The sequence below is a fragment of the Mucilaginibacter sp. genome (genome assembly GCF_028288105.1).
GTDB lineage: Bacteria > Bacteroidota > Bacteroidia > Sphingobacteriales > Sphingobacteriaceae > Mucilaginibacter.
In genome coordinates this window covers 1-20209 of record NZ_JAQBOI010000164.1, presented here as the reverse complement: position 1 = coordinate 20209, position 20209 = coordinate 1, and the positions used below count along the sequence as shown (strand labels likewise).

Genomic DNA, 20209 nt, shown 5'->3' with positions numbered 1-20209 from the left:
GTAAATGGATTTTTTTAATAGTTTTGTATCCTTTTTAAAATAGAGTGTCAAATCATAAAGATCTGCAGAAACTATCAGCCTCCGGGCTGCTTATTAGTTTAGGAATAATATACGGTGATATAGGTACATCACCATTGTATGTTTTTAAAGCTATCATTGGCACAAACAAAATTTCAGAAACGTTGGTGCTTGGTGGCGTGTCCCTTATTTTTTGGACACTTACCCTGCAAACTACACTTAAATACGTTATAATCACCCTACGTGCCGATAACAAAGGTGAGGGCGGCGTTTTCTCACTGTTCTCTTTAGTACGGCGCCGGGCCAAATGGCTCGTTGTTCCCGCAATTATAGGTGGTTGTGCCTTACTGGCCGATGGTATTATTACGCCCCCTATTACAATATCCGCGGCTATTGAAGGTTTAAGCTCGCGGTATGATAACCTGCCTACGTTTTATATAGTTGTGGGTATTATCACTTTCCTGTTTTTTATACAGCAATACGGCTCGTCAATAGTAGGTAAGGCATTTGGCCCTATCATGTTCCTGTGGTTTACCATGATGGGGGTTTTAGGCATTAGCTACATCATTCAAATGCCATCCATATTAAAAGGAATAAACCCCTATTATGCCTATCAGTTGCTTAGCAGTGATTATAACGCGTTTGTTGTTTTGGGTGCGGTTTTCCTGTGTACCACCGGGGCAGAAGCTTTATATTCTGACCTGGGGCATTGCGGGCGGCCAAATATCAGGGGCACCTGGTTATATGTAAAACCGTGTTTATTATTAAACTACTTTGGGCAGGCCGTTTGGTTGCTGCAGCGTAACGGTAGGGGCGATATTGACCTGAATGTATTTAACCCCTTTTACCAGATAATGCCCTCGTGGTTCTTAATATTTGGTATTGGTATAGCTACAGTGGCGGCTATTATAGCCTGCCAGGCTGTAATATCAAGCTCTTTTACCTTAATTGCCGAAGCTGTAAGGCTTAACTTATGGCCCAAAGTTAAAATAGTATATCCAAGCGACTCGAAAGGCCAGCTATACGTGCCCAGCATAAACTGGATCTTGTTTGCCGGTTGTATAGGTGTAATGTGGTTGTTTAAAAAATCTGAAGCCATGGAAGCGGCTTACGGCCTTAGTATAACCGTAGCCATGTTGATGACCACCATACTTATCTCCAACTTTTTAAGGAGGAAAAAGGTGCCGGGTTACATTATCGCTATGTTTTTTGTCATGTACATGATTATTGAGGGTGCGTTTTTATTAGGTAACCTGCATAAATTTATAGATGGCGGCTGGTTCACCTTATCAATTGGTGTGGTGTTATTTATTGTAATGTGGGCATGGCATACCGCCCGTAAGATCAAAAACCGGTATGTTAAGTTTATTGAGATAGACGACTATTTCAGTATCATCAAAGAGATGAGTGAAGACCAAACGGTGCCTAAGTACGCGTCGCAGTTGGTTTACATGACAAGCGCTAACTTTAATTCAGAGATAGAATCAAAAATTATTTACTCTATACTTCAAAAGAAACCCAAACGTGCCGACGTTTATTGGCTGGTACACGTAGATGTTGTGGATGAACCCTACAAACGCGATTACGAGGTTGACTTTTTAATACCGGGTAAATTGATCCGTATCGATTTTAAATTAGGTTTTCGCGTAGAACAGCAAATAAACCTGCTGTTTAGAAAAGTGGTGGAAGACTTGGTGAAAAATGGCGAAGTAGACATCACCAGCAGGTATGAATCGTTAAATAAACACAAAATAGTGGGCGATTTTAGGTTTGTAGTGATAGAGAAGGTTTTGTCGCGTTCACATAACCTTTCGTTATACGAGCGTTTTATCATGTTTGTATATGTGCAATTAAAAAAGGTAAGTTTATCAGAAGAGCGTAACTTTGGCCTCGACTTAAGCTTTGTTACCGTTGAAAAAGTGCCGTTAATGCTTACATCGCCTGATAGTGTAGAAATACACCGGGTTGATGTATCATCATAATAAACAAAAGGGCTTGATTGGAAGATCAGGCTCTTTTGCTGGATAATAAATAATAATATCGTGTCAAATCAAAAAGATCTGCAAAAATTAACAGCCGCCGGGCTGTTAATTAGTTTAGGAATAATTTACGGTGATATTGGTACATCACCCTTATATGTATTTAAGGCAATCGTTGGCTTAGAACATACCAGCTTTTCGCAGCGTATTTCAGAAACCCTGGTACTTGGCGGTGTTTCCCTCATTTTTTGGACGCTTACACTGCAAACTACTTTAAAGTATGTGGTGATAACCCTGCGGGCAGATAACAAGGGTGAGGGTGGCATATTCTCGCTTTTTTCTTTAGTGCGCCGAAAAGCTAAATGGTTAATTGTACCTGCAATATTGGGTGGCTGCGCTTTACTTGCCGATGGTATCATTACCCCGCCAATTACCATATCGTCAGCCATTGAAGGGTTAAGAACCTATTACCCACACTTGCCAACCGTGCAAATAGTTATTGCCATTATAGCCGTACTATTCATTATACAGCAGTTTGGAACATCGCTGGTAGGTAAGGCATTTGGGCCTATGATGTTTATTTGGTTTACCATGATGGGGGTTTTAGGTATTAGCTACATTGTGAAAATGCCTATGATACTAAAGGCGCTTAACCCTTATTATGCATACGAATTGCTAACCAGTAATTACAATGCCTTTATTATTCTGGGAGCGGTTTTCTTGTGTACTACCGGGGCCGAAGCTTTATATTCTGACCTGGGCCACTGCGGCCGTAAAAACATCCAGATAAGCTGGATCTATGTAAAAACCTGCCTTATCCTTAATTACCTGGGCCAGGCAGTTTGGTTGCTGCAACACACCGGCCAGTCTATCGATCTGAATATTAACAACCCTTTCTACAAAATAATGCCCGAGTGGTTCCTGATATTTGGTATTGGCATTGCAACCCTTGCGGCGGTTATTGCCAGCCAGGCATTAATTTCGGGCTCATTTACATTAATAGCAGAAGCCGTTAGGTTAAACTTATGGCCAAAGGTTAGGATCAATTATCCGTCAGAACAAAAGGGACAATTATACGTGCCGAGTGTTAACTGGTTGCTTTGTTTTGGTTGTATCGGTGTAGTCCTGTTGTTTCGCCACGAAGCTAAAATGCAGGCGGCATATGGGCTAAGTATTACCGTAGCCATGTTGATGACCACCATCCTGGTATCAAAATATCTGCAACGCAAAAAAATACCAACTTATTTAATAGGGATATTTTTAGCTGTTTACCTGCTTATAGAAGGTGTTTTCCTGGTGGGTAACTTGCATAAGTTTCTGGAAGGCGGCTGGTTCACGCTATCAATAGGCCTGGTATTGTTTACCATTATGTGGGCCTGGCATACAGCACGTAAAATTAAGAACCGGTATGTTAAGTTTATTGAGATAGACGATTATTTCAATATTATTAAAGAAATGAGCGAGGATGAAACCGTACCAAAATACGCCTCGCAACTGGTTTATTTAACAAGCGCGAATTTCAATTCGGAGATAGAATCAAAGATCATCTATTCTATATTGCAAAAGCAGCCTAAGCGCGCCGATGTTTACTGGCTGGTGCACGTAGATGTGGTGGATGAGCCTTACAAAAGCGAATACGAGGTAGACTTTTTGGTGCCGGGTAAACTGATCCGTATCGACTTTAAACTTGGATTTAGGGTTGAGCAGCAGATTAATTTGCTGTTCCGTAAGGTAGTGGAAGATTTGGTGAAGAACGGCGAAATAGATATTACCAGCACCTATAAATCATTAAACAAGCACAAAATTGTTGGCGATTTTAGGTTTGTGGTGATAGAGAAGGTATTGTCGCGTTCACATAACCTGTCGCTTTACGAACAGATAATTATGTTTATCTACAAGGAACTTAAAAAGATCAGCATATCGGAAGAGCGTAACTTTGGCCTCGACCTGAGTTTTGTTACGGTAGAGAAGGTGCCGCTGGTACTTACCTCGCCGGATAGTGTGAATATAAAGAGAGTGTAAGTACAAGATCTTTTGAAATATTAAAGGGTGTTTGGCTTAGCCAGGCACCCTTTTAGCGTTCACGTTCACGACCATGAACACCCGTGAACACGAATAAACAATTGATAACCAAATATTTAATAATTAGCTACTGACAAAGTACTGTCACCATAATAACCACAAAGTAGTATGACAAGCGCGGTATTCATAGCAATGGATTTTATACCCATCGCAACATTTCGCTATCGCATGATAAGGGCAGGTAGATAGTAAGGGGTTAAACAAAAAAATGCCGGTGAAGACACCGGCATTAGCGTATTTTAGGATTGTTGGTGTCCTCACCAACAATAAATCTATCTTTTTAAATGAGCATTCTCTGGTTTACCCAGTATGCTATGTTTGTAACCATAAGTAAAGTAAATAACAAGGCCAATTACAAGCCATCCCAGGAAACGGATCCAGCTTTCGTATTCCAACTCGGCCATTAAGTAAAAGCAGCTTACAAGCCCTAATACCGGTATTAGCGATAGTTTCTTAATAAACGCCAATACAGCTAAAGTTGCCGAAAGCAGTATGAACAAAAAGTAAGGGAACTTGTGGTGCAGATCGGTACCGCTGAACAGGTTTATGATGTTGTTCCTGAAAAAGTAAACACCTATTACAAAAAGCACCGGCACTATCCATTGCGAATTTATGTACGGTAAGTGAAATTTGCCCTTAACAGCAGCTTCGCGCGGTAGTAACAGCACGCCGCCGCATACCAGTACAAAAGCGAATAAAGTGCCTATACTGGTTAGGTTGGTAACCTCGGTAAGGTTTAAGAACAATGCCGGGATAGCTACCACAAAACCGGTAACTATAGTAGCAAATGATGGCGTACGAAATTTAGGGTGAATCCTTGAAAATGCCTTTGGCAATAAACCATCGCGGCTCATGCTCATCCATATACGGGGTTGCCCCAATTGGAATATTAGCAATACACTGGCGGTAGCGATAACCGCGCTGATAGAGATCACATAGCTAATATTTTTTAACCCAACCTTGGCAAATACATAAGCCAGCGGGTCGCCAACCCTAAGGTCTTTATAGCTAACCATGCCTGTTAAAACCAGCGCTATCAATATATATAAAACGGTACAGATTATTAATGAGTAGATCATACCACGGGGCAGGTCCTTTTGGGGGTTCTGGCATTCTTCGGCAGTGGTTGATATGGCATCAAAGCCAATATAAGCAAAGAACACGCCTGATACGCCCTTCATCACCCCGCTAAAACCGTTTGGTAAAAATGGGTGCCAGTTGGCAGGTGTAACGTAGAAAAACCCTATCACAATAACCGCTATTACGATGGCTATTTTCAGGTAAACCATAGCGTTGGTAGCCCTTTTAGTTTCGCGGATACCAATGTAAACCAGGTAGGTTATTACAAATACTATGGCTAAAGCAGGTATATTGGCTATAAACTTAATATCGCCGCTACCGGGTGCGGTTGCCCATGCTGATGCTGCAATGCGCATACGGTCGGTGATATCGGCAAGGTGGCCGCTGGCGGTAAGTTCCTGGATCTTCTCGTGCGCGGTAAAGGCCGAAAAGTAATCCATGGTTAAAAACGTTGGCATGTGTATGTTGAAACCTTCCAGCAGGTTTACAAAATATTCGCTCCATGATATAGCTACCGCGATGTTGCCTATGGCATATTCCATTAGCAAGTCCCAGCCGATTATCCAGGCTATTAGCTCACCAAAAGAAGCATAAGCGTAAGTATATGCGCTGCCCGCTACCGGTATCCGGGATGCAAATTCGGCATAACATAAGGCAGAAAATCCGCAGGTAATAGCTGTAATAACAAATAGGATGCTTACACCTGGCCCACCCTGAAAGGAGGCTTCGCCAATGGTAGAGAATATACCCGCGCCAACCACGGCGGCTATACCCATCAGGGTAAGATCTTTTACGTTTAATGCTTTTTCAAGTTGGGATACGGTGCCTGGGTGTTCACTGTCACTAAAACCGCTGGCAACATCAGCTAAAATTTTAGAGACTGATTTTCTCCTAAATATACTTTTCGACATGTAGTATGGTCAGTTAATCTTTTAAAACCAAACATAACCATTTTTTTGCATTGAAAAACTATATGCTTACTTTGCGCCGATGAATGCAGGCGCAAAAGATGTTTTGTACAAAATACGTTACCTTTTTATTCCCTATATACTTATCCTGTGTGCCTGCCTTATTATAAAGCTCCTGTTTACCCGCTCAGAGATCTACTTCGCGGTGAACGGCATCCACAGCGATTTTGCGGATAGCGTTGAACCTTACATCACTCATATTGGCGATGGCTTAACCGTTATAGCTCTTTCCATAATATTGGTGCTGTTTAACTATCGCGCTGCTTTTTTATTGATAACCAGTTACGCATTAACAGCTTTAACAGCGCAAATATTAAAGTATAGCTTTGATATGCCACGGCCAAAGGTGTATTTCGGCAATCAGTTAGATAAGATCCATTTTGTGAAGGATCTGTACATTTTATCAGTACACAGTTTCCCATCGGGGCATACGGTAACAGCGTTTTCGGCAGGTGTGGTAATTACTTATCTGGCTAAAAATAAAGCTTGGGGGGCCGTGTTGTTTTTTGTAGCTGTAATGGTTGGCTACTCGCGTATGTACTTAAGCCAGCACTTTTTTGAGGATGTAACAGTAGGCTCGGTTGTTGGGGTGTTGATAACCGTGATATGGTTAAGCTATATAGACCGTAAGAAATTTATAAACAGCCCCCGGTGGAACCAGGGACTGTTGAAAAGGGCTTAATGTTGCTCCTGTTCTTTCTTCTTTTTCCTGCGGAGTACTAATATTATAATAATGATAATAACAGGTATACCGCCATACAACGCTAATTTTAAATTGGGTGATAAACCCTTTTTGTTGGATAGGTACTGATCGGTACGCTTCAATTCTTGCGAAAGCTTTATGGAGCTTGAGAATGCCTTGTATTCCTCTTTAACTACATCTTTCCTTAACTCTTCGTAATAATACTCAAAGGTGTATGTTACATCCTGGGTGTAAATAATTATAAAATTACGCAGTTGTAAGCCTGCGCCCTGGTCGGTTTCCAGCGTAAAGGTTTTTGCTTTTAAGTGCCCTATGGTAGTATCGCGCACATTTTGAGTGCTGCCTTCCGACTGGCCTTTAATTCCCTTTATATAATCTTGCAGAACCTCGTTAAGGTCGCGCTCTTTACTAAGCGGCTGATTGTTATGGGCGTTGGGGGCACGAATAACTACCATATAACCATATTGGCCGTTACCCGAGTAAATGGATTGGCCGAGTGTATCTTTCTTTGTGAACTTTTTTGGTAGCGAAACGGTAACCAGGCTATCTATCTTAACCGGTTTTAAAGGATTTTGTGCAAAGCCGGTTGTTGCAAACAGTACCAAACTAAATATTACAAGTATCTTTTTCATAGATGGTTAAACCTATGAAACACATATAAGTTTTAACACATATTAAAATAGTAGTTTTTGATGTGTGCTAAGTTGTTTATTTACTGAGCTTTAGCACCCTTGCCCGATTGTACTGCTGAAGCAGTATTGGGCACACGTTGTAGATGATATTCGCGATGATGATAAGCATAACGAATGCATAACGCAGATGAATAAGCGCATAAATGGCGGTGAGCAGAAAGAAAATAAAACACAGGAAATGGTATCGCTCGTACATAATTATGGTTCGCATATATTGCGCAACGCTGGCCTTATTTTTTATTAATTTATACTGAGGATTTTTTCTCCTGATTAGCCTGTTGGCATAATCACCGCTTTGCACCAGTTTGCGGATGAATTTTACACCCAGGGCTTCATAGAACTTTGGATTCTTGCTTAACTGCAAAAGTTTGGCGGGCAATAGTAAGCCAACCACGCTAATACCGATGAATATATATAACCAGAAAGTATCGACAGCCATCCAAAAGGAAATAACCGGGGTAAAGCAAAGTATGGTCCAAAAGAAGTTAATGGCCTGGTTCATTGCATACGATTTTTCAATACAAAAAGCCTCTCCAACTGGAGAGGCTTGAACTCTTTATATTTTATCCATTTCAGCCTTTACAAACTCGGCCAGTTCTTTTACATAGCCTGCGCTAAAATCGAACTTGATACCTGCGGTTTCGTAAATTTCTGTGATGGTTTTGGTGTAACCCAATTTTAAAGCATCCAGGTATTGCTGCAGGCCTTTCTCAGGGTTTTCCTTATAGTTTTTCCAAACGGCAATTGCACCAAGTTGGGCCATGCCGTATTCAATATAATAAAATGGTACCTCAAATATGTGGAGCTGTTTTTGCCATAGGTTTTGTTCAGCTTCCGGGTGTTCGCTCCAATCGGCAAAGCCGGCGCCAAATGGCTCGTAGATCTGCAGCCAGGCCTCGGTCCGCTCGGCATCGGTATGGTCTGGGTTGGTGTATATCCAGTGTTGAAACTGATCTACTACGGCTACCCATGGCAGGGTTTTCAGTACATCGAACAGTTGGTCGCGTTTTGCACGTTTAAGGTCTTCCTCGTTATCAAAGTACACATCCCAGTTATCCATAGATATTAATTCCATAGACATAGAAGCTAACTCGGCAACCTCACTTGGGCAATGTTTAAAATCGTTCAGCTCCAAATCGGCAGTAAGGAAAGTATGTACCGCATGGCCACCTTCATGTACCATAGTAGTTAGATCGCGAAAGGTATTAGCCGAATTCATGAAGATAAAAGGCGCGCCTGTTTCAGATAACGGGTAGTTATAACCGCCCGGTGCTTTGCCTTTGCGGCTTTCCACATCAAACAGGTTATTGTCCTTCATTATCTCTAAACGCTCGCCCAGGTAACGGTTTATATTGCTAAAACACTGGATAGATTTCTCTACCAGTTCGGCACCACTGTTAAATGGTTTAAGGGCAGGTTTGCCGGATATATCTACATCCATATCCCACGGCTTAAGGGTATTCACACCCAAAGCAGCTTGCCTTTTGTGTGCCTGGTCGCGTAGGATAGGTACTATCTCGGTTTCTATAGCCGCGTGAAAAGCGTAGCAATCTTGCGGGGTATAATCAAAACGACCCAGTGCCTGGAACATATAGTCGCGGAAATTCTCGAAACCGGCATTCAATGCTACCTTATGGCGCAAAGCACGCAGATGATCAAACAGGGTATCCAGTACCGTTTTGTCCTGCAGGCGGCGGGCGGTGATCTTTTCCCAAACTTCTTGACGGATGCCGCGATCCGTATCTTTTAAAAATACAGAAGCCTGCTCTAAAGTATATTCCTTATCACCAATGTGCACCGACATAGCGCCGGTTATCGACTGGTATTTTTGCTGCTCTACCTGTATCTCGGTTTGTATTGGTATGTTCTCTTCACGGAAAAGCTCTAATGATTTTTTCACCGCGCGAAGCATAATGTAAAACTTCTCTTCGTTCAGTTGGTTTACATATTCGCTTTCAACCAGCTTTTTATTCAGGTCGTTATTGTAGGGCGAGGTTTGTGGCTCAATTTCGGTAGCAAAGTACTGGAAGCTTTGCAGCAGTTCTTCGCTGGTGGTATCGCAGGTCATGCGGATATAGCGCCATGCAAAATCTTCTTCAAGGGCGGCCTGCAGCTCGCTGCTATCTTTTAACCATTGTTCCAATTCTTCAACAGAATTAATTTGGCGGTTTAAAAGTTCCTGATAGATGGGTTCCAGTGTTTCCCACTTAATCTCAAGTGTGGCAGGGATATAGGTTCTTGTTTTTTTATGGATCATGGTTGTAAATGTGCAGATTATGCGTATTTGCAAATGTGCAGATTATTTAGGATTTGGGAAAGAATTGAGAATAGAAAAGACAGTGGGATGAAAAAGTCGGAAAGTCCGAAAGACGGGAAGTCCATAGAAAGAAACTGACAAAAGCAAAAAGCCCAAAAGAGTTCATCTTTCGGACTTCCCGACTTCTGCCGACTTCCGGACTACAAAGGCTTATAGATAGTTCTTGCCACCTCTTTTATACCATCCTCATAGGATGTGGGCTTAAAGTTGAAAGCCTTCTCAAATTTATCCGAGTTGAAAATATAGTCATGGCTGGATTGATAAAACATTTCTACCGCGCCGGCAATTACTTTATTAAACAAGCCAATTAGCCAAAGCATGACTTTCCTGATGCGCATAAATTTTGGTTTAACACCATAAATGCGGGCGGCAAGCTCAATAAACTGATGCCCTGTCATTACCGGGGCGGTTGGCAAATGCCAGATCTGGTTGTCGCTATCCGGCGATTGCCCCAGCAGATACATAGCGCGACCTGCGTCGGGGATATAAATAAAATTATGCAGTTTGTTTGGGTCGCCCATCCATTGCGCATTTTGCTTTTTGGCATATTTATCAAGTACCATCATATCAAAAAACGAATTTTTGCTGCTGGTACCGTAAAAATCGGGTGCGCGGGCTATTGTAGCGCGCAGTTTGCCTGCCTTTACCTCGTCCATAATTGTGTTGGCTATTGCCGCACGTACTTTTCCTTTTTCGCTTGATGGGTGGTAAGGGGTTCCTTCGGTCATGGGGCCGTTAACCAGGCCATACATGTATACGTTATCAAAAAATATCAACCTTGCGTTATTCTCTTTGGTTACGTTTATCACATTGCTGATGATAACAGGCCATTGTTCGCGCCATACATTGATATCGTAAACCAAGCCGGCGCACAGGTAAATTACCGTAGAGCCTTTAGCTGCTTCCTGCACCTCGTTGTAGTTAAGCAGGTCGGCTTTTTTCCAGCTAAGGTTATTGCCTTTAATATCAACCGGCCTGCGGCTTACCAGGCGGATAGTTTGGTTATTATCTAAAAGTTCTTTAGTTAAAGCGTTTGCTACCGGGCCACCGGCTCCTAATATAGTATGCATAATGTTTTCTGTTTTGATATGATACAAATGTGGGGATAGGTTGGGAATGAAAACGTTAACAAAAGATAAGAAAATAGAGGATTTGGAATATATTAATTATATTACGGAATAATCCTAAACTCTTATTAATGTCTACGAATTTAAGCTATCTCATAAAAAGGTTATCTCGAAATAACAGTTTACCAACGATGATGATATTGTTGGGCGCAATAGTAATAATGGTTGGTATTGGAATAAATATCAATTTATCGGAAATAATAAATTCAAAATCATCGACAATAATTATTACAGGCGGTATATATTTTGTTTTAGGTGTAGGTTTTTTCCTTTATAGATATGTAGAAGAAGATAATAGTAGAAAAGAACCAAAAAAAGAGGATGGCTCATATAATTTATCGAAAGAAATTAAGGAGATGAGAAATGCTATACTGCATTTTAAAATCAATGATCAGGAAAATAGAATCGACACAGAGTATATTGATACGACTATAGAGAAAAAAATTAAAAATGGATTTGATAATGAGTTCAAAAATTTTATTTCAAATGAATATAAAGAAAAGCTTTCAAGCGACTATAAGCTAAATATTATTAAAGAAGAAACGAAGGAATTACAATATGGTATTAATAATCAAATTGGAAAGCTTTCACGAAGTGGAACAATAAATCTGATAATAGGTCTATTCTTGTCAATTATTGCAATAGCAATTTTAATAAGCTTGTTATATAGTTTTAAGGATAGTGCGTATCATGATATGAGTAATTTTTTAACGGGATTTTTACCTCGATTATCTTTGGTTATTTTTATCGAGATTTTTTCCTTTTTTTTCCTGAAGCTCTATAAAAGAAGTTTAGATGATATAAAATATTATCAAAATGAACGAACTAATATAGATTCTAAAGTTATTGCATTGAAAGCATCAATTATATATGGAAAGCCCGAACTAATTAATACTATTATTAAAGGTTTTTCAATGGTTGAAAGGAATTTTATTATTAAAAAAGGTGAATCAACTGTGAGTCTGGAAAAGCTTAAGATTGAGGATAAAGAAGACAGCGATATATTGGATCGAGTTTTAAGTATTATAAAAACTATTGATGCTAAAAAAACTTAACTATATAAAATTAAACCAAAATCCTCTTCCTTATCCGTGACAACGAAACGGGCGTTATGCCCAAAAAGTTGGCTATATAATGCTGAGGCATGCGCTGCAATACATCGCGGCCGGTCTGCAAGAGTTTTAGGTAACGTTCCTCGGGTGTTTGGGTAATGAAGGAGGTTATCCGGTCTTCGTAGCAGATAAGGTAATGTTCGGCCAGCAGGCGGCCAAAACGTTCCATTTTATAGGCCAGCATAGGGTTGGCCAACATGGTATCCATATTTTTTTTGCTGATAAGAATGATAGTTGATGGCTCTATTGCTTGTATGTAGTTAATGCTGGGCTCGCCGGTTAAAAAGCTTTTGTAAGAGCTTACAAATTCGTTCTCGAAACTGAAGTAGCCGGTAACATTGTTGGCTTCAATTATATGATAGTAACGTACCGAACCGCTAAGTACAAAGCCAAAATGCTTGCAAATATTACCTGCTTCGGCAAAGTGCTGTTTCTTTTTGTAGGATGCTACCGATAAGTGTTGAATGAATACGATCCACTCGGCCTCGTTAAACGTAACGTAAGGCGTAATTTGCTCACGAAACTGTTTTAACTGTGCCGATGTTAGCGCATCCATACCCTATCCATTAAAAAGAAGGCTGCAAAAACTACGCTGGCTATACCATTGGTAGTCATAAACGCGAAGGTTACACGACTCAGATCGTTAGGCTTTACAAGGGTATGCTGGTAAATAAGCATGGCGCAGAAAAATACGATACCGATATAATAAAGTACTCCAACGTTGGTGTAAAACACAGGCATCAACACAAAAAATGCCGAAAATATGTGTAGTATAGAAGATAACCTTAAAGCGTTAACCTTGCCCAGCCATGCGGGGATAGAGTGTAGTTTTTGGTCTCGGTCAAAATCTTCGTCCTGCAGGGCATAGATGATATCAAAGCCACTAACCCAGCATAATACAGATAGTGAGAAAAAAACAGGGGTTAAAGCGAATGCACCGGTTACTACCAAATACGCGCCGATAGGGGCAAGCGACAGTCCCAAGCCTAAAACCATGTGGCAAAGTGCGGTAAACCTTTTGGTAGCGCTGTAGCCTAAAACCACCAGTAAAGCAATTGGCGACAGGTAAAAACACAGCGGGTTAATAAACCAGGTAACCAATATAAATAAACCGCAGTTAACTAAAGTAAAGGTTAAAGCGGCCGCCGGACTAATTCTTCCTGCCGGGATATCGCGCTGTTTGGTGCGCGGGTTTTTGGCATCGATGTTCCTGTCCAGATAGCGGTTAAACGCCATGGCCGAGTTACGCGCAAATACCATACAAAGCAGCATCATGGCCAGTTTTTGCCACTCAAATTTGTGATCGGTAGTGGTAACTGCCAAAAAGAAGCCGATAAAGGCAAATGGCATGGCAAATATGGTATGCGTAAAGGTTACTAATGATAAATATTTTTTCATCTTTTATATAATTCCCCTCTTGAGAGGGGTTAGGGGTGTTGTCCCCTGCAAATTTACTTACTATATCTTTCCTCGTCAAACTCCGGTATCTCAAAGCTATTGTTGATGTTGCCGATAAAGCCAAGAATTTCATCACGGCCGGTGTGCAATTCAGATGATGTTACAAAGTGCTGTGGCGCTTCTTCAAAAAATGCCAGCATAGCTTTGCGGAACTTGGCTATATTTTGATCGGTTTTTAAGTTGGATTGTTTATCAGCTTTGGTAAATACCAATACAAAAGACAGGCCTTTTTCACCCAGCCAACTGCAAAATTCAAGATCTATTTTTTGAGGCTCTAAGCGGCTATCTATCAAAACCATTACACATTGCAGGCTTTCGCGTTTGTCAAGGTAGGTTTGGATGAATTTATTCCAGTCGGCTTTTTTGCTTTTTGATGCACGGGCATACCCGTAACCCGGTAAATCTACAATATACCAGGTTTCGTTCACCAAAAAGTGATTGATAAGCTGTGTTTTACCCGGGGTTTGCGATGTTTTTGCCAATCCCTTTTTTTGAACCAGCATATTTATCAGCGAAGATTTACCAACGTTGCTTCGGCCAATGAAAGCGTATTCCGGTCTCGTTGGAGGTGGTAATTTTGATACCTGCGTGTTGCTGCAAATAAAGTCGGCAGATTTTATGATCATACAGCAAAGGTAAGGTTTTATTTATTGCCTGATTATAATCGATGTTTAAACATGCATATTGACATTGCGCTAACAGAATAAACAACACTAAGTTGTAACTTTACAACATACAAAGCAATTATCATGAGCGATTACAAACTACCTGCCCAAACCCGCATAGGGCATGTTCATTTAAAAGTGAGCGACCTGCAAAAGTCAATGGCTTTTTACTGCGACCTGCTGGGTTTTGAACTGGTGACCACGTATGGTGATCAGGCCGCGTTTATATCGGCAGGAGGGTACCACCATCATATTGGTTTAAACACCTGGCACAGCAAAGGCGCTTCGCCGGCACCAGAATATGCACCGGGCCTTTTTCATACTGCCATTTTATACCCCGAACGTAAAGACCTTGCCGAAATTTTACAGCGCCTGATAGACGCAAAATATAGTATCACAGGTGCTGCAGATCATGGTGTATCTGAAGCCATTTACCTGAATGACCCCGACCAAAACGGCGTGGAACTTTACTGGGACAAGCCCCGTGACAAATGGCCCACCGACGAGCATGGCAACCTTACCATGTATACCCGCCAACTGGATTTGCAGGGATTACTGGCTTTGTTGAAATAATTATTCGTTAAGCATATACTTATCTACACCGGCGGCGGGCTGCCATTTGCTGCCGGGTTCAAAATAATGCCATAACAGGGCCGATACCTTTTTAATAAGTATGTTAGCCTCGTTGTCGGCTGTCCAACGCTGGTCTTTATTGTTTTTTGTGATGATGGAGAATACATAATCGCCATGCGGAGCATTCACTAATACGGTTTCTGAGCGGGAGGCATCAACCGCGCCTTGTTTGGATAGGGCCTGCACATAGGGCGGTATTTGCGATAATGCCGTGTTATCCCAGTAAATACGGTTAAGCATGCGGTACATACGTTCGCTTGCCGCGGGGCTCACCACTTTGCCATCCCTTATCATAGTGAACAAGCGGCACATTTCGCGCGGAGTAGTAACGCCCCAGCCATATATTGCCCAAATTGGCCTGCGTGCCGGGACCCTTGAATTTACCCGCATAGTTTTAAAGCCATTTGTTTCTAACCAGTTGTTTATATAATCGCCACCTACCAGTTTTTGCAGCCAGGTACTTGCCGTGTTATCACTCATGGTGATCATCAGTAGCGCAACTTTGCTTAGCTGAATGGTATCCTTATCCTTAAACGACCCCAAAATATCTACACCGGCATACAGCAGCGAATCGCGATAAACCAGCTTTTGATTGTACTGCATTTCTCCCTTTTCTATTTTATCCATTAGTCCGCTTAAAATGCTCACTTTTATCATGCTGGCGGTAGGGAATAGCGTATCGGCATTTATAGCTACCGTTTTGCCTGTTTTTAAATTTTGTACGTAAATGCCTGTTTGCCCGTTAAAGATTTTAGTTAAGCTTTGCAGTTGCGCAGTTAACTTTTGATCGGTTTGGGCAAAGGTGGTTAGGGTGATGAGAAGCAGGATGGAGGATAGGGTGTATTTCATGGGTAGCAATTTTTATAGATAACTAATTTATGTATCTTTATGATATGAATATTCATCAAGTCATAAATATCGACAATGATATTTTAAGCGGGCAACCTGTTTTCACCGGGACGCGTGTGCCTGTTGAATCTCTTTTTGACCATTTGGAAGCAGGGGTATCTTTGGATGAATTTCTTGAAGACTTTCCATCTGTCACCAAAGAACAAGCTATTGCCTTGCTGGACATGGCTAATAAAATCGTCACCTCAAAAGACATTGTTAAATTTTATGAAGCTGTTGCTTGACGAAAACCTGCCTAAAAAACTTAAGCTCGATTTTCCTGAACATGAAATTTATACTGTTAGCGATAAAGGATGGAATGGCATACAAAACGGGAACTTACTAAAGTTACTGATTGAGGAAAATTTCGATGCTTTAATCACATTTGACAAAAATCTTCAGTATCAGCAAAATTTTAAGAAATATACTATAAACGTGTTTGTGCTTACAGCTTCAATTAATACCTATTCAGAACTAACTAAGCTTAGCCCCAAAGTTAAAGCATATTTGGATAGCAATAATATTTCTGATGGGCCAGTCATTGTTATCTCTTGATCTCATTCCTCTTAAACCCTTTTCCTATCTTTACCACCCAATATGAAATACCTGCGCTGGCTCTTATTTCCCTTTTCGTTACTATATGGTTTGGTGGTTATCATCCGTAATTGGTTTTACGATGCGGGCCTGGTTAAAAGCCGCGAGTTTGATTTGCCCGTTATCTGTGTAGGTAACCTCGAAGTGGGCGGTGCAGGCAAAAGCCCCATGACCGAGTATCTTATTCGTTTGTTAAAAGATCAATACAAATTAGCCACACTTAGTCGCGGATATGGACGCCAAACAAAAGGTTTTATTTTGGCTGATACCGCAAGTACAGCCACTCAAATTGGCGATGAACCATCTCAGTTTAAGCATAAATTCCCGGAGGTTACGGTTGCCGTTTGCGAGGATAGGGCGGAAGGCATTTCGCAGCTTAAAACAAACCATAACCTTATTTTACTGGATGATGCCTTTCAGCACCGCGCGGTAAAGCCTGGTTTAAGTGTTTTATTATTCGATTATAATCATCTGCTGCAGCCAAAATTATTATTGCCTGCAGGTAACCTGCGCGAGCCTTTTAGCGGGCGCTGGCGGGCAGATGTAATGGTAGTGACCAAATGCCCCGAGGGATTATCTGAAACGCAAATGACAACATGTTATGAGCAGATAGCGCCTTTAAACTGGCAGCCCTTGTTTTTCAGCGCTATAAGTTACCAGCTATTGCAGGATCTGCAGGGCAAACCGGTTGATTTTTATATGGATGTTGATACCACTGTTTTTTTACTTACGGGTATCGCTAATCCAAAACCGCTGGTGCAGTATATTGGGCAGTCAACATCAAATATTATCCATCATAATTATCCCGATCACCATCAGTTTAGCTTAAAAAATATCGCTAAACTTGCCGGTGAATTTTCTGCCTGCAAATCACAAAAAAAAGTTATTATCACAACAGAAAAGGATGCGCAACGTTTAGGGGTACATGAACTGTTGCCTGCCATTGCGCAACTGCCTGTTTGGGTACTGCCAATAGGCGTTAATTTTTTAAATAACGGGCAGCAGGAATTTGATAAATTAGTAACAAACTATGTTAGAGAGTATACGGAACACAACTGATTATATAAAAAAACGCATTGGCGATTTTGAGCCCGAAGCTGGTATAATATTAGGCACCGGCCTTGGTGCTTTAGTTAACGAGATTGAGATTGAAAAACAATTGATGTACTCTAATATTCCCGATTTCCCGATGTCGACGCTGGAGTTTCATTCCGGTAAATTGATATTTGGGACACTGGGCGGTAAAAAAGTAATAGCCATGCAGGGGCGTTTACACTATTACGAAGGCTATACCATGCAGCAGATCACTTTCCCGGTTAGGGTAATGAAAATGCTGGGTATAAAAACGCTTTTTGTATCAAACGCCAGCGGCTCGCTTAATCCCGACTTTAAAAAGGGCGACCTGATGATCATTGAAGATCACATCAATCTTCAGCCCATGAATCCGCTTATTGGCCGTAACGATGCTGAGCTTGGCCCGCGTTTCCCAGACATGAGCGAACCTTACAGGCACGACCTGATAGAAAAAGGACTTGCTATCGCGAAAGCAAACAATATTACCTGCCACAAAGGAGTTTATGTTGCGGTTACCGGCCCAAATTTGGAAACACGTGCCGAATACAGGTACCTGCGTATAATAGGTGGTGATATAGTAGGTATGAGCACCGCGCCCGAAGTGATTGTAGCCAACCATATGGGTTTGCCTGTATTTGCCATATCGGTACTTACAGACGAAGGTTTCCTGGAAGTTTTAAAACCCGTATCCCTTGAAGAAATATTGGCCGTGGCAAGAGAAGCCGAACCAAAATTAACTGTGATACTTAAAGAATTAATAGCAGGGCTTTAATGGCGAATAAGCTTAAATATTTACTTATTTTATTGATCTGCGCATCGGTGCAGGGCGTTTTTGCGCAAATAAGAAATCCCGGTTATCCGGGGCAAAATCAAAGAGACCCTGTTTATTCGCGCGATACATCTAAGAATATAAGAAGGAGCGAATCGCAAAATATAGATTCGATACGTAAGCGCGAAGAAAATAAAAAAGACTCGATAGTATTTACATCAAAATTTATAAAGGTTACCAGCGAACGCTTACTTGCCGATAGTATTCAATTATTTCCCCTGGATACCGGCTTGGTGAATTTTGAAAATTACAGTCCGCTTAATCAGCCCCGTAACCCTAAAATAAGCTTAGGCTATCCCGGTGTAGCACAGCGCGACCTGTTATTTAACCCCCGTAAAACAATTGGATTTGATGAGGGGCTGCACGCGCTGGATGCCTACATGATAAACCCGCAGGATATAAACTATTTTAATGCCCGGGCACCATATACACTTCTATCCTTATTTAGTTCTCTTGGCGGCTCTAAAGAGCAGCTTTTTAAAACCCTGCACACGCAAAACGTTAAACCCAACTGGAATGTAGGCTTTATACTGAATTTTAATGGGTCAAGAGGGTATTACAGTACTAACGGTATACTGGCACAAAACGTAAGTGATTTTACAGCGGGGGTTTTTACCTGGTACCACAGTGTTAATAAACGTTATAACCTGTTGGCTAACGTATTGTTTAATAACCTTAAGGCGCCCGAAACGGGGTCTATTTTAAAGGACACTATTTTTAAAAGCAAATTATCGTCTTTTGATAAAACCGGCGAGCCTGTGCGCCTGCCGGGTAGTTTTACAAACTGGAAAAGTACCGGGCTTTACATTAAACAGTTTTACTACATTGGCCACATAGATAGCCTTAACAGGGGTAAGGCAGGCAACAATAATGTGCTGCCTACACAGCGCGTGGCATATACGTTTTATTTTAATCAGCGTAAATACAATTATTTGCAAAATGGTTTAGATAACTATAAAGTATTTCCCGATTATTATTTCAGCGCCGGCCGGTCAAGGGATTCGCTAAATGTTATGCACCTGCAAAACGAATTTTCGTACAGCTTTTACCTGCGGGGGAAATCGTTAAAAATGGTGAAGAACGAGCTTAAGCTTGATCTGGGATTGATACATGACTTTTATAAAACAAGCCAGTTTGTGGCCGATACGGTTATAAACGAGTTTGGCCAGAAAATTATGCGGCCATCTAAAGTACAAGGCGAAACTTTTCAGAACATTACCTTAAAGGCCAGGCTTGGCTATAAATTTAGCGACAAGATAATACTGGATGGCGATATACGGCAAATAGTGCAGGGGCGCAATTTTGGCGATTTGCTGTATGATGCCAAACTTACCCTTGCGGGCAGCAAAAAAGCCGGCAAGATCATTTTAGGTGCGTACCTGCAAAGCAGCTCGCCGGGGCTGGTATATACCAACTGGGTATCAAATCATTACATTTTTAATAACAGCTTTAGCAATCAAAAAACTACCAACCTATCTTTTAATTACATAAATGATCTGTTGCAGGTTGACCTGAAAGCGGAATATTTCCTGATAACAGATTACCTGTATTTTGCTGCCCAACCGGGTGGTGTTGACGCTACGCCAAAGCAATATAGCCCTGCTATAAATATGCTAAAGGTAAGCTTGGGTAAAAACCTGCAATGGCGAAGGCTCCATTTTGATAATTATGTGGTTTATCAAAAAACAGATAACGCCAATCTTTTACGCACACCAGAGGTTTATACTTACAGTAGTTTGTACTATGGTGCAAACTTATTTAGCGTGTTAAATTCACAGTTTGGGTTTAGTGTGCGTTACAATACCGCATACCTGGCGCCATCGTACGCGGTGGGGCTGGGTCAGTTTTACAACGGCCCCGATGTTACCTTTACTTCATACCCTATAGCAACAGTATTTTTTAAAGCTACCCTACAGCGTACCAACCTTTTTATCCAATATGATTATGTAAACCAGGGTATTTTTAGCAATGGTTTCTACACCGTAAACCG

19 protein-coding genes are annotated in these 20209 nt (G+C 41.3%); 10 read left to right on the top strand and 9 right to left on the bottom strand.

Features of this window, described 5'->3' with window-relative positions; all coding sequences use genetic code 11:
• The first annotated feature begins 44 nt into the window (after positions 1–44).
• Entirely contained in the window at positions 45–2000 is a 1956-nt protein-coding gene (locus tag JWQ85_RS11520) for a KUP/HAK/KT family potassium transporter (RefSeq protein ID WP_299468034.1), read from the top strand.
• A gap of 60 nt (positions 2001–2060) precedes the next feature.
• A complete protein-coding gene (locus JWQ85_RS11515; RefSeq protein ID WP_299468032.1) occupies positions 2061–4019 on the top strand; it encodes a KUP/HAK/KT family potassium transporter in 1959 nt (652 codons plus the stop codon).
• 332 nt (positions 4020–4351) lie between these two features.
• Here the strand turns inward: JWQ85_RS11515 and JWQ85_RS11510 are convergent, their stop codons facing one another.
• Positions 4352–6070: an amino acid permease gene (locus JWQ85_RS11510; RefSeq protein ID WP_299468030.1), complete on the bottom strand. Its 1719-nt coding sequence runs from the start codon at positions 6068–6070 to the stop codon at positions 4352–4354.
• Between the two features lie 79 nt (positions 6071–6149).
• Between JWQ85_RS11510 and JWQ85_RS11505 the strand changes: the two genes are divergently transcribed.
• Positions 6150–6809 carry a phosphatase PAP2 family protein gene (locus JWQ85_RS11505; protein WP_299468028.1) on the top strand — a complete coding sequence of 220 codons (660 nt, stop codon included), beginning with the start codon at positions 6150–6152 and terminating at the stop codon, positions 6807–6809.
• Here JWQ85_RS11505 and JWQ85_RS11500 read toward each other — a convergent pair.
• The 4 genes from JWQ85_RS11500 to JWQ85_RS11485 all read right to left on the bottom strand — a co-directional run bounded on the left by JWQ85_RS11500 (position 6806) and on the right by JWQ85_RS11485 (position 10909).
• Positions 6806–7462, bottom strand: coding sequence for a hypothetical protein (locus JWQ85_RS11500; RefSeq protein WP_299468026.1), 657 nt, complete (start codon positions 7460–7462; stop codon positions 6806–6808). The genes JWQ85_RS11505 and JWQ85_RS11500 overlap by 4 nt on opposite strands.
• A 76-nt stretch (positions 7463–7538) precedes the next feature.
• Positions 7539–8024, bottom strand: coding sequence for a hypothetical protein (locus tag JWQ85_RS11495; RefSeq protein ID WP_299468024.1), 486 nt, complete (start codon positions 8022–8024; stop codon positions 7539–7541).
• 54 nt (positions 8025–8078) lie between these two features.
• Entirely contained in the window at positions 8079–9779 is a 1701-nt protein-coding gene (locus JWQ85_RS11490; RefSeq protein WP_299468022.1) for a M3 family oligoendopeptidase, read from the bottom strand.
• 200 nt (positions 9780–9979) lie between these two features.
• A complete protein-coding gene (locus JWQ85_RS11485) occupies positions 9980–10909 on the bottom strand; it encodes an NAD-dependent epimerase/dehydratase family protein (RefSeq protein WP_299468020.1) in 930 nt (309 codons plus the stop codon).
• Between the two features lie 128 nt (positions 10910–11037).
• Here JWQ85_RS11485 and JWQ85_RS11480 point away from each other — a divergent pair, with 128 nt between their 5' ends.
• A complete protein-coding gene (locus JWQ85_RS11480) occupies positions 11038–12021 on the top strand; it encodes a hypothetical protein (protein WP_299468018.1) in 984 nt (327 codons plus the stop codon).
• 10 nt (positions 12022–12031) lie between these two features.
• Here JWQ85_RS11480 and JWQ85_RS11475 read toward each other — a convergent pair whose 3' ends face one another.
• Genes JWQ85_RS11475 through yihA form a run of 3 tightly spaced genes read right to left on the bottom strand, consistent with a single transcriptional unit; the run spans position 12032 to position 14162 of the window.
• A complete protein-coding gene (locus tag JWQ85_RS11475; protein WP_299468016.1) occupies positions 12032–12634 on the bottom strand; it encodes a Crp/Fnr family transcriptional regulator in 603 nt (200 codons plus the stop codon).
• On the bottom strand, positions 12622–13476 hold the full coding sequence (locus tag JWQ85_RS11470) for a UbiA-like polyprenyltransferase (RefSeq protein WP_299468014.1): 855 nt from the start codon (positions 13474–13476) through the stop codon (positions 12622–12624). The genes JWQ85_RS11475 and JWQ85_RS11470 overlap by 13 nt, the downstream gene beginning before the upstream one ends.
• A gap of 53 nt (positions 13477–13529) precedes the next feature.
• Positions 13530–14162, bottom strand: a complete 633-nt coding sequence (gene yihA / locus JWQ85_RS11465; protein WP_299468012.1) for a ribosome biogenesis GTP-binding protein YihA/YsxC — start codon at positions 14160–14162, stop codon at positions 13530–13532.
• A gap of 123 nt (positions 14163–14285) precedes the next feature.
• Here yihA and JWQ85_RS11460 point away from each other — a divergent pair, with 123 nt between their 5' ends.
• Positions 14286–14774 (top strand): VOC family protein, encoded by a 489-nt coding sequence (locus tag JWQ85_RS11460; protein WP_299468010.1) that lies wholly within the window; start codon positions 14286–14288, stop codon positions 14772–14774.
• Here JWQ85_RS11460 and JWQ85_RS11455 read toward each other — a convergent pair whose 3' ends face one another.
• A complete protein-coding gene (locus tag JWQ85_RS11455; RefSeq protein WP_299468008.1) occupies positions 14775–15683 on the bottom strand; it encodes a serine hydrolase in 909 nt (302 codons plus the stop codon). It abuts the gene before it with no gap.
• 44 nt (positions 15684–15727) lie between these two features.
• On the opposite strand from JWQ85_RS11455, the gene JWQ85_RS11450 reads away from it, so the two are divergent.
• The 5 genes from JWQ85_RS11450 to JWQ85_RS11430 all read left to right on the top strand — a co-directional run.
• Entirely contained in the window at positions 15728–15967 is a 240-nt protein-coding gene (locus tag JWQ85_RS11450) for a DUF433 domain-containing protein (protein WP_299468006.1), read from the top strand.
• Positions 15951–16277, top strand: coding sequence for a hypothetical protein (locus JWQ85_RS11445; protein WP_299468004.1), 327 nt, complete (start codon positions 15951–15953; stop codon positions 16275–16277). Before JWQ85_RS11450 ends, JWQ85_RS11445 begins: the two co-directional genes overlap by 17 nt.
• A gap of 42 nt (positions 16278–16319) precedes the next feature.
• Positions 16320–17375, top strand: coding sequence for a tetraacyldisaccharide 4'-kinase (gene lpxK / locus JWQ85_RS11440; protein WP_299468002.1), 1056 nt, complete (start codon positions 16320–16322; stop codon positions 17373–17375).
• Positions 17347–18162 carry a purine-nucleoside phosphorylase gene (locus JWQ85_RS11435; RefSeq protein WP_299468000.1) on the top strand — a complete coding sequence of 272 codons (816 nt, stop codon included), beginning with the start codon at positions 17347–17349 and terminating at the stop codon, positions 18160–18162. The genes lpxK and JWQ85_RS11435 overlap by 29 nt, the downstream gene beginning before the upstream one ends.
• A partial coding sequence (locus JWQ85_RS11430; RefSeq protein WP_299467998.1) for a putative porin occupies positions 18162–20209 on the top strand: 2048 nt, incomplete at its 3' end. The genes JWQ85_RS11435 and JWQ85_RS11430, both read left to right, overlap by 1 nt.

Excerpts from the sequence above, each read along its gene's own strand:
- JWQ85_RS11510 (WP_299468030.1), bottom strand. The coding sequence starts at position 6,070 with ATGTCGAAAAGTATATTTAGGAGAAAATCAGTCTCTAAAATTTTAGCT.
- JWQ85_RS11505 (WP_299468028.1), top strand. The coding sequence starts at position 6,150 with ATGAATGCAGGCGCAAAAGATGTTTTGTACAAAATACGTTACCTTTTT.
- JWQ85_RS11500 (WP_299468026.1), bottom strand. The coding sequence starts at position 7,462 with ATGAAAAAGATACTTGTAATATTTAGTTTGGTACTGTTTGCAACAACC.
- JWQ85_RS11495 (WP_299468024.1), bottom strand. The coding sequence starts at position 8,024 with ATGAACCAGGCCATTAACTTCTTTTGGACCATACTTTGCTTTACCCCG.
- JWQ85_RS11490 (WP_299468022.1), bottom strand. The coding sequence starts at position 9,779 with ATGATCCATAAAAAAACAAGAACCTATATCCCTGCCACACTTGAGATT.
- JWQ85_RS11485 (WP_299468020.1), bottom strand. The coding sequence starts at position 10,909 with ATGCATACTATATTAGGAGCCGGTGGCCCGGTAGCAAACGCTTTAACT.
- JWQ85_RS11480 (WP_299468018.1), top strand. The coding sequence starts at position 11,038 with ATGTCTACGAATTTAAGCTATCTCATAAAAAGGTTATCTCGAAATAAC.
- JWQ85_RS11475 (WP_299468016.1), bottom strand. The coding sequence starts at position 12,634 with ATGGATGCGCTAACATCGGCACAGTTAAAACAGTTTCGTGAGCAAATT.
- JWQ85_RS11470 (WP_299468014.1), bottom strand. The coding sequence starts at position 13,476 with ATGAAAAAATATTTATCATTAGTAACCTTTACGCATACCATATTTGCC.
- yihA (WP_299468012.1), bottom strand. The coding sequence starts at position 14,162 with ATGATCATAAAATCTGCCGACTTTATTTGCAGCAACACGCAGGTATCA.
- JWQ85_RS11460 (WP_299468010.1), top strand. The coding sequence starts at position 14,286 with ATGAGCGATTACAAACTACCTGCCCAAACCCGCATAGGGCATGTTCAT.
- JWQ85_RS11455 (WP_299468008.1), bottom strand. The coding sequence starts at position 15,683 with ATGAAATACACCCTATCCTCCATCCTGCTTCTCATCACCCTAACCACC.
- JWQ85_RS11450 (WP_299468006.1), top strand. The coding sequence starts at position 15,728 with ATGAATATTCATCAAGTCATAAATATCGACAATGATATTTTAAGCGGG.
- JWQ85_RS11445 (WP_299468004.1), top strand. The coding sequence starts at position 15,951 with ATGAAGCTGTTGCTTGACGAAAACCTGCCTAAAAAACTTAAGCTCGAT.
- lpxK (WP_299468002.1), top strand. The coding sequence starts at position 16,320 with ATGAAATACCTGCGCTGGCTCTTATTTCCCTTTTCGTTACTATATGGT.
- JWQ85_RS11435 (WP_299468000.1), top strand. The coding sequence starts at position 17,347 with ATGTTAGAGAGTATACGGAACACAACTGATTATATAAAAAAACGCATT.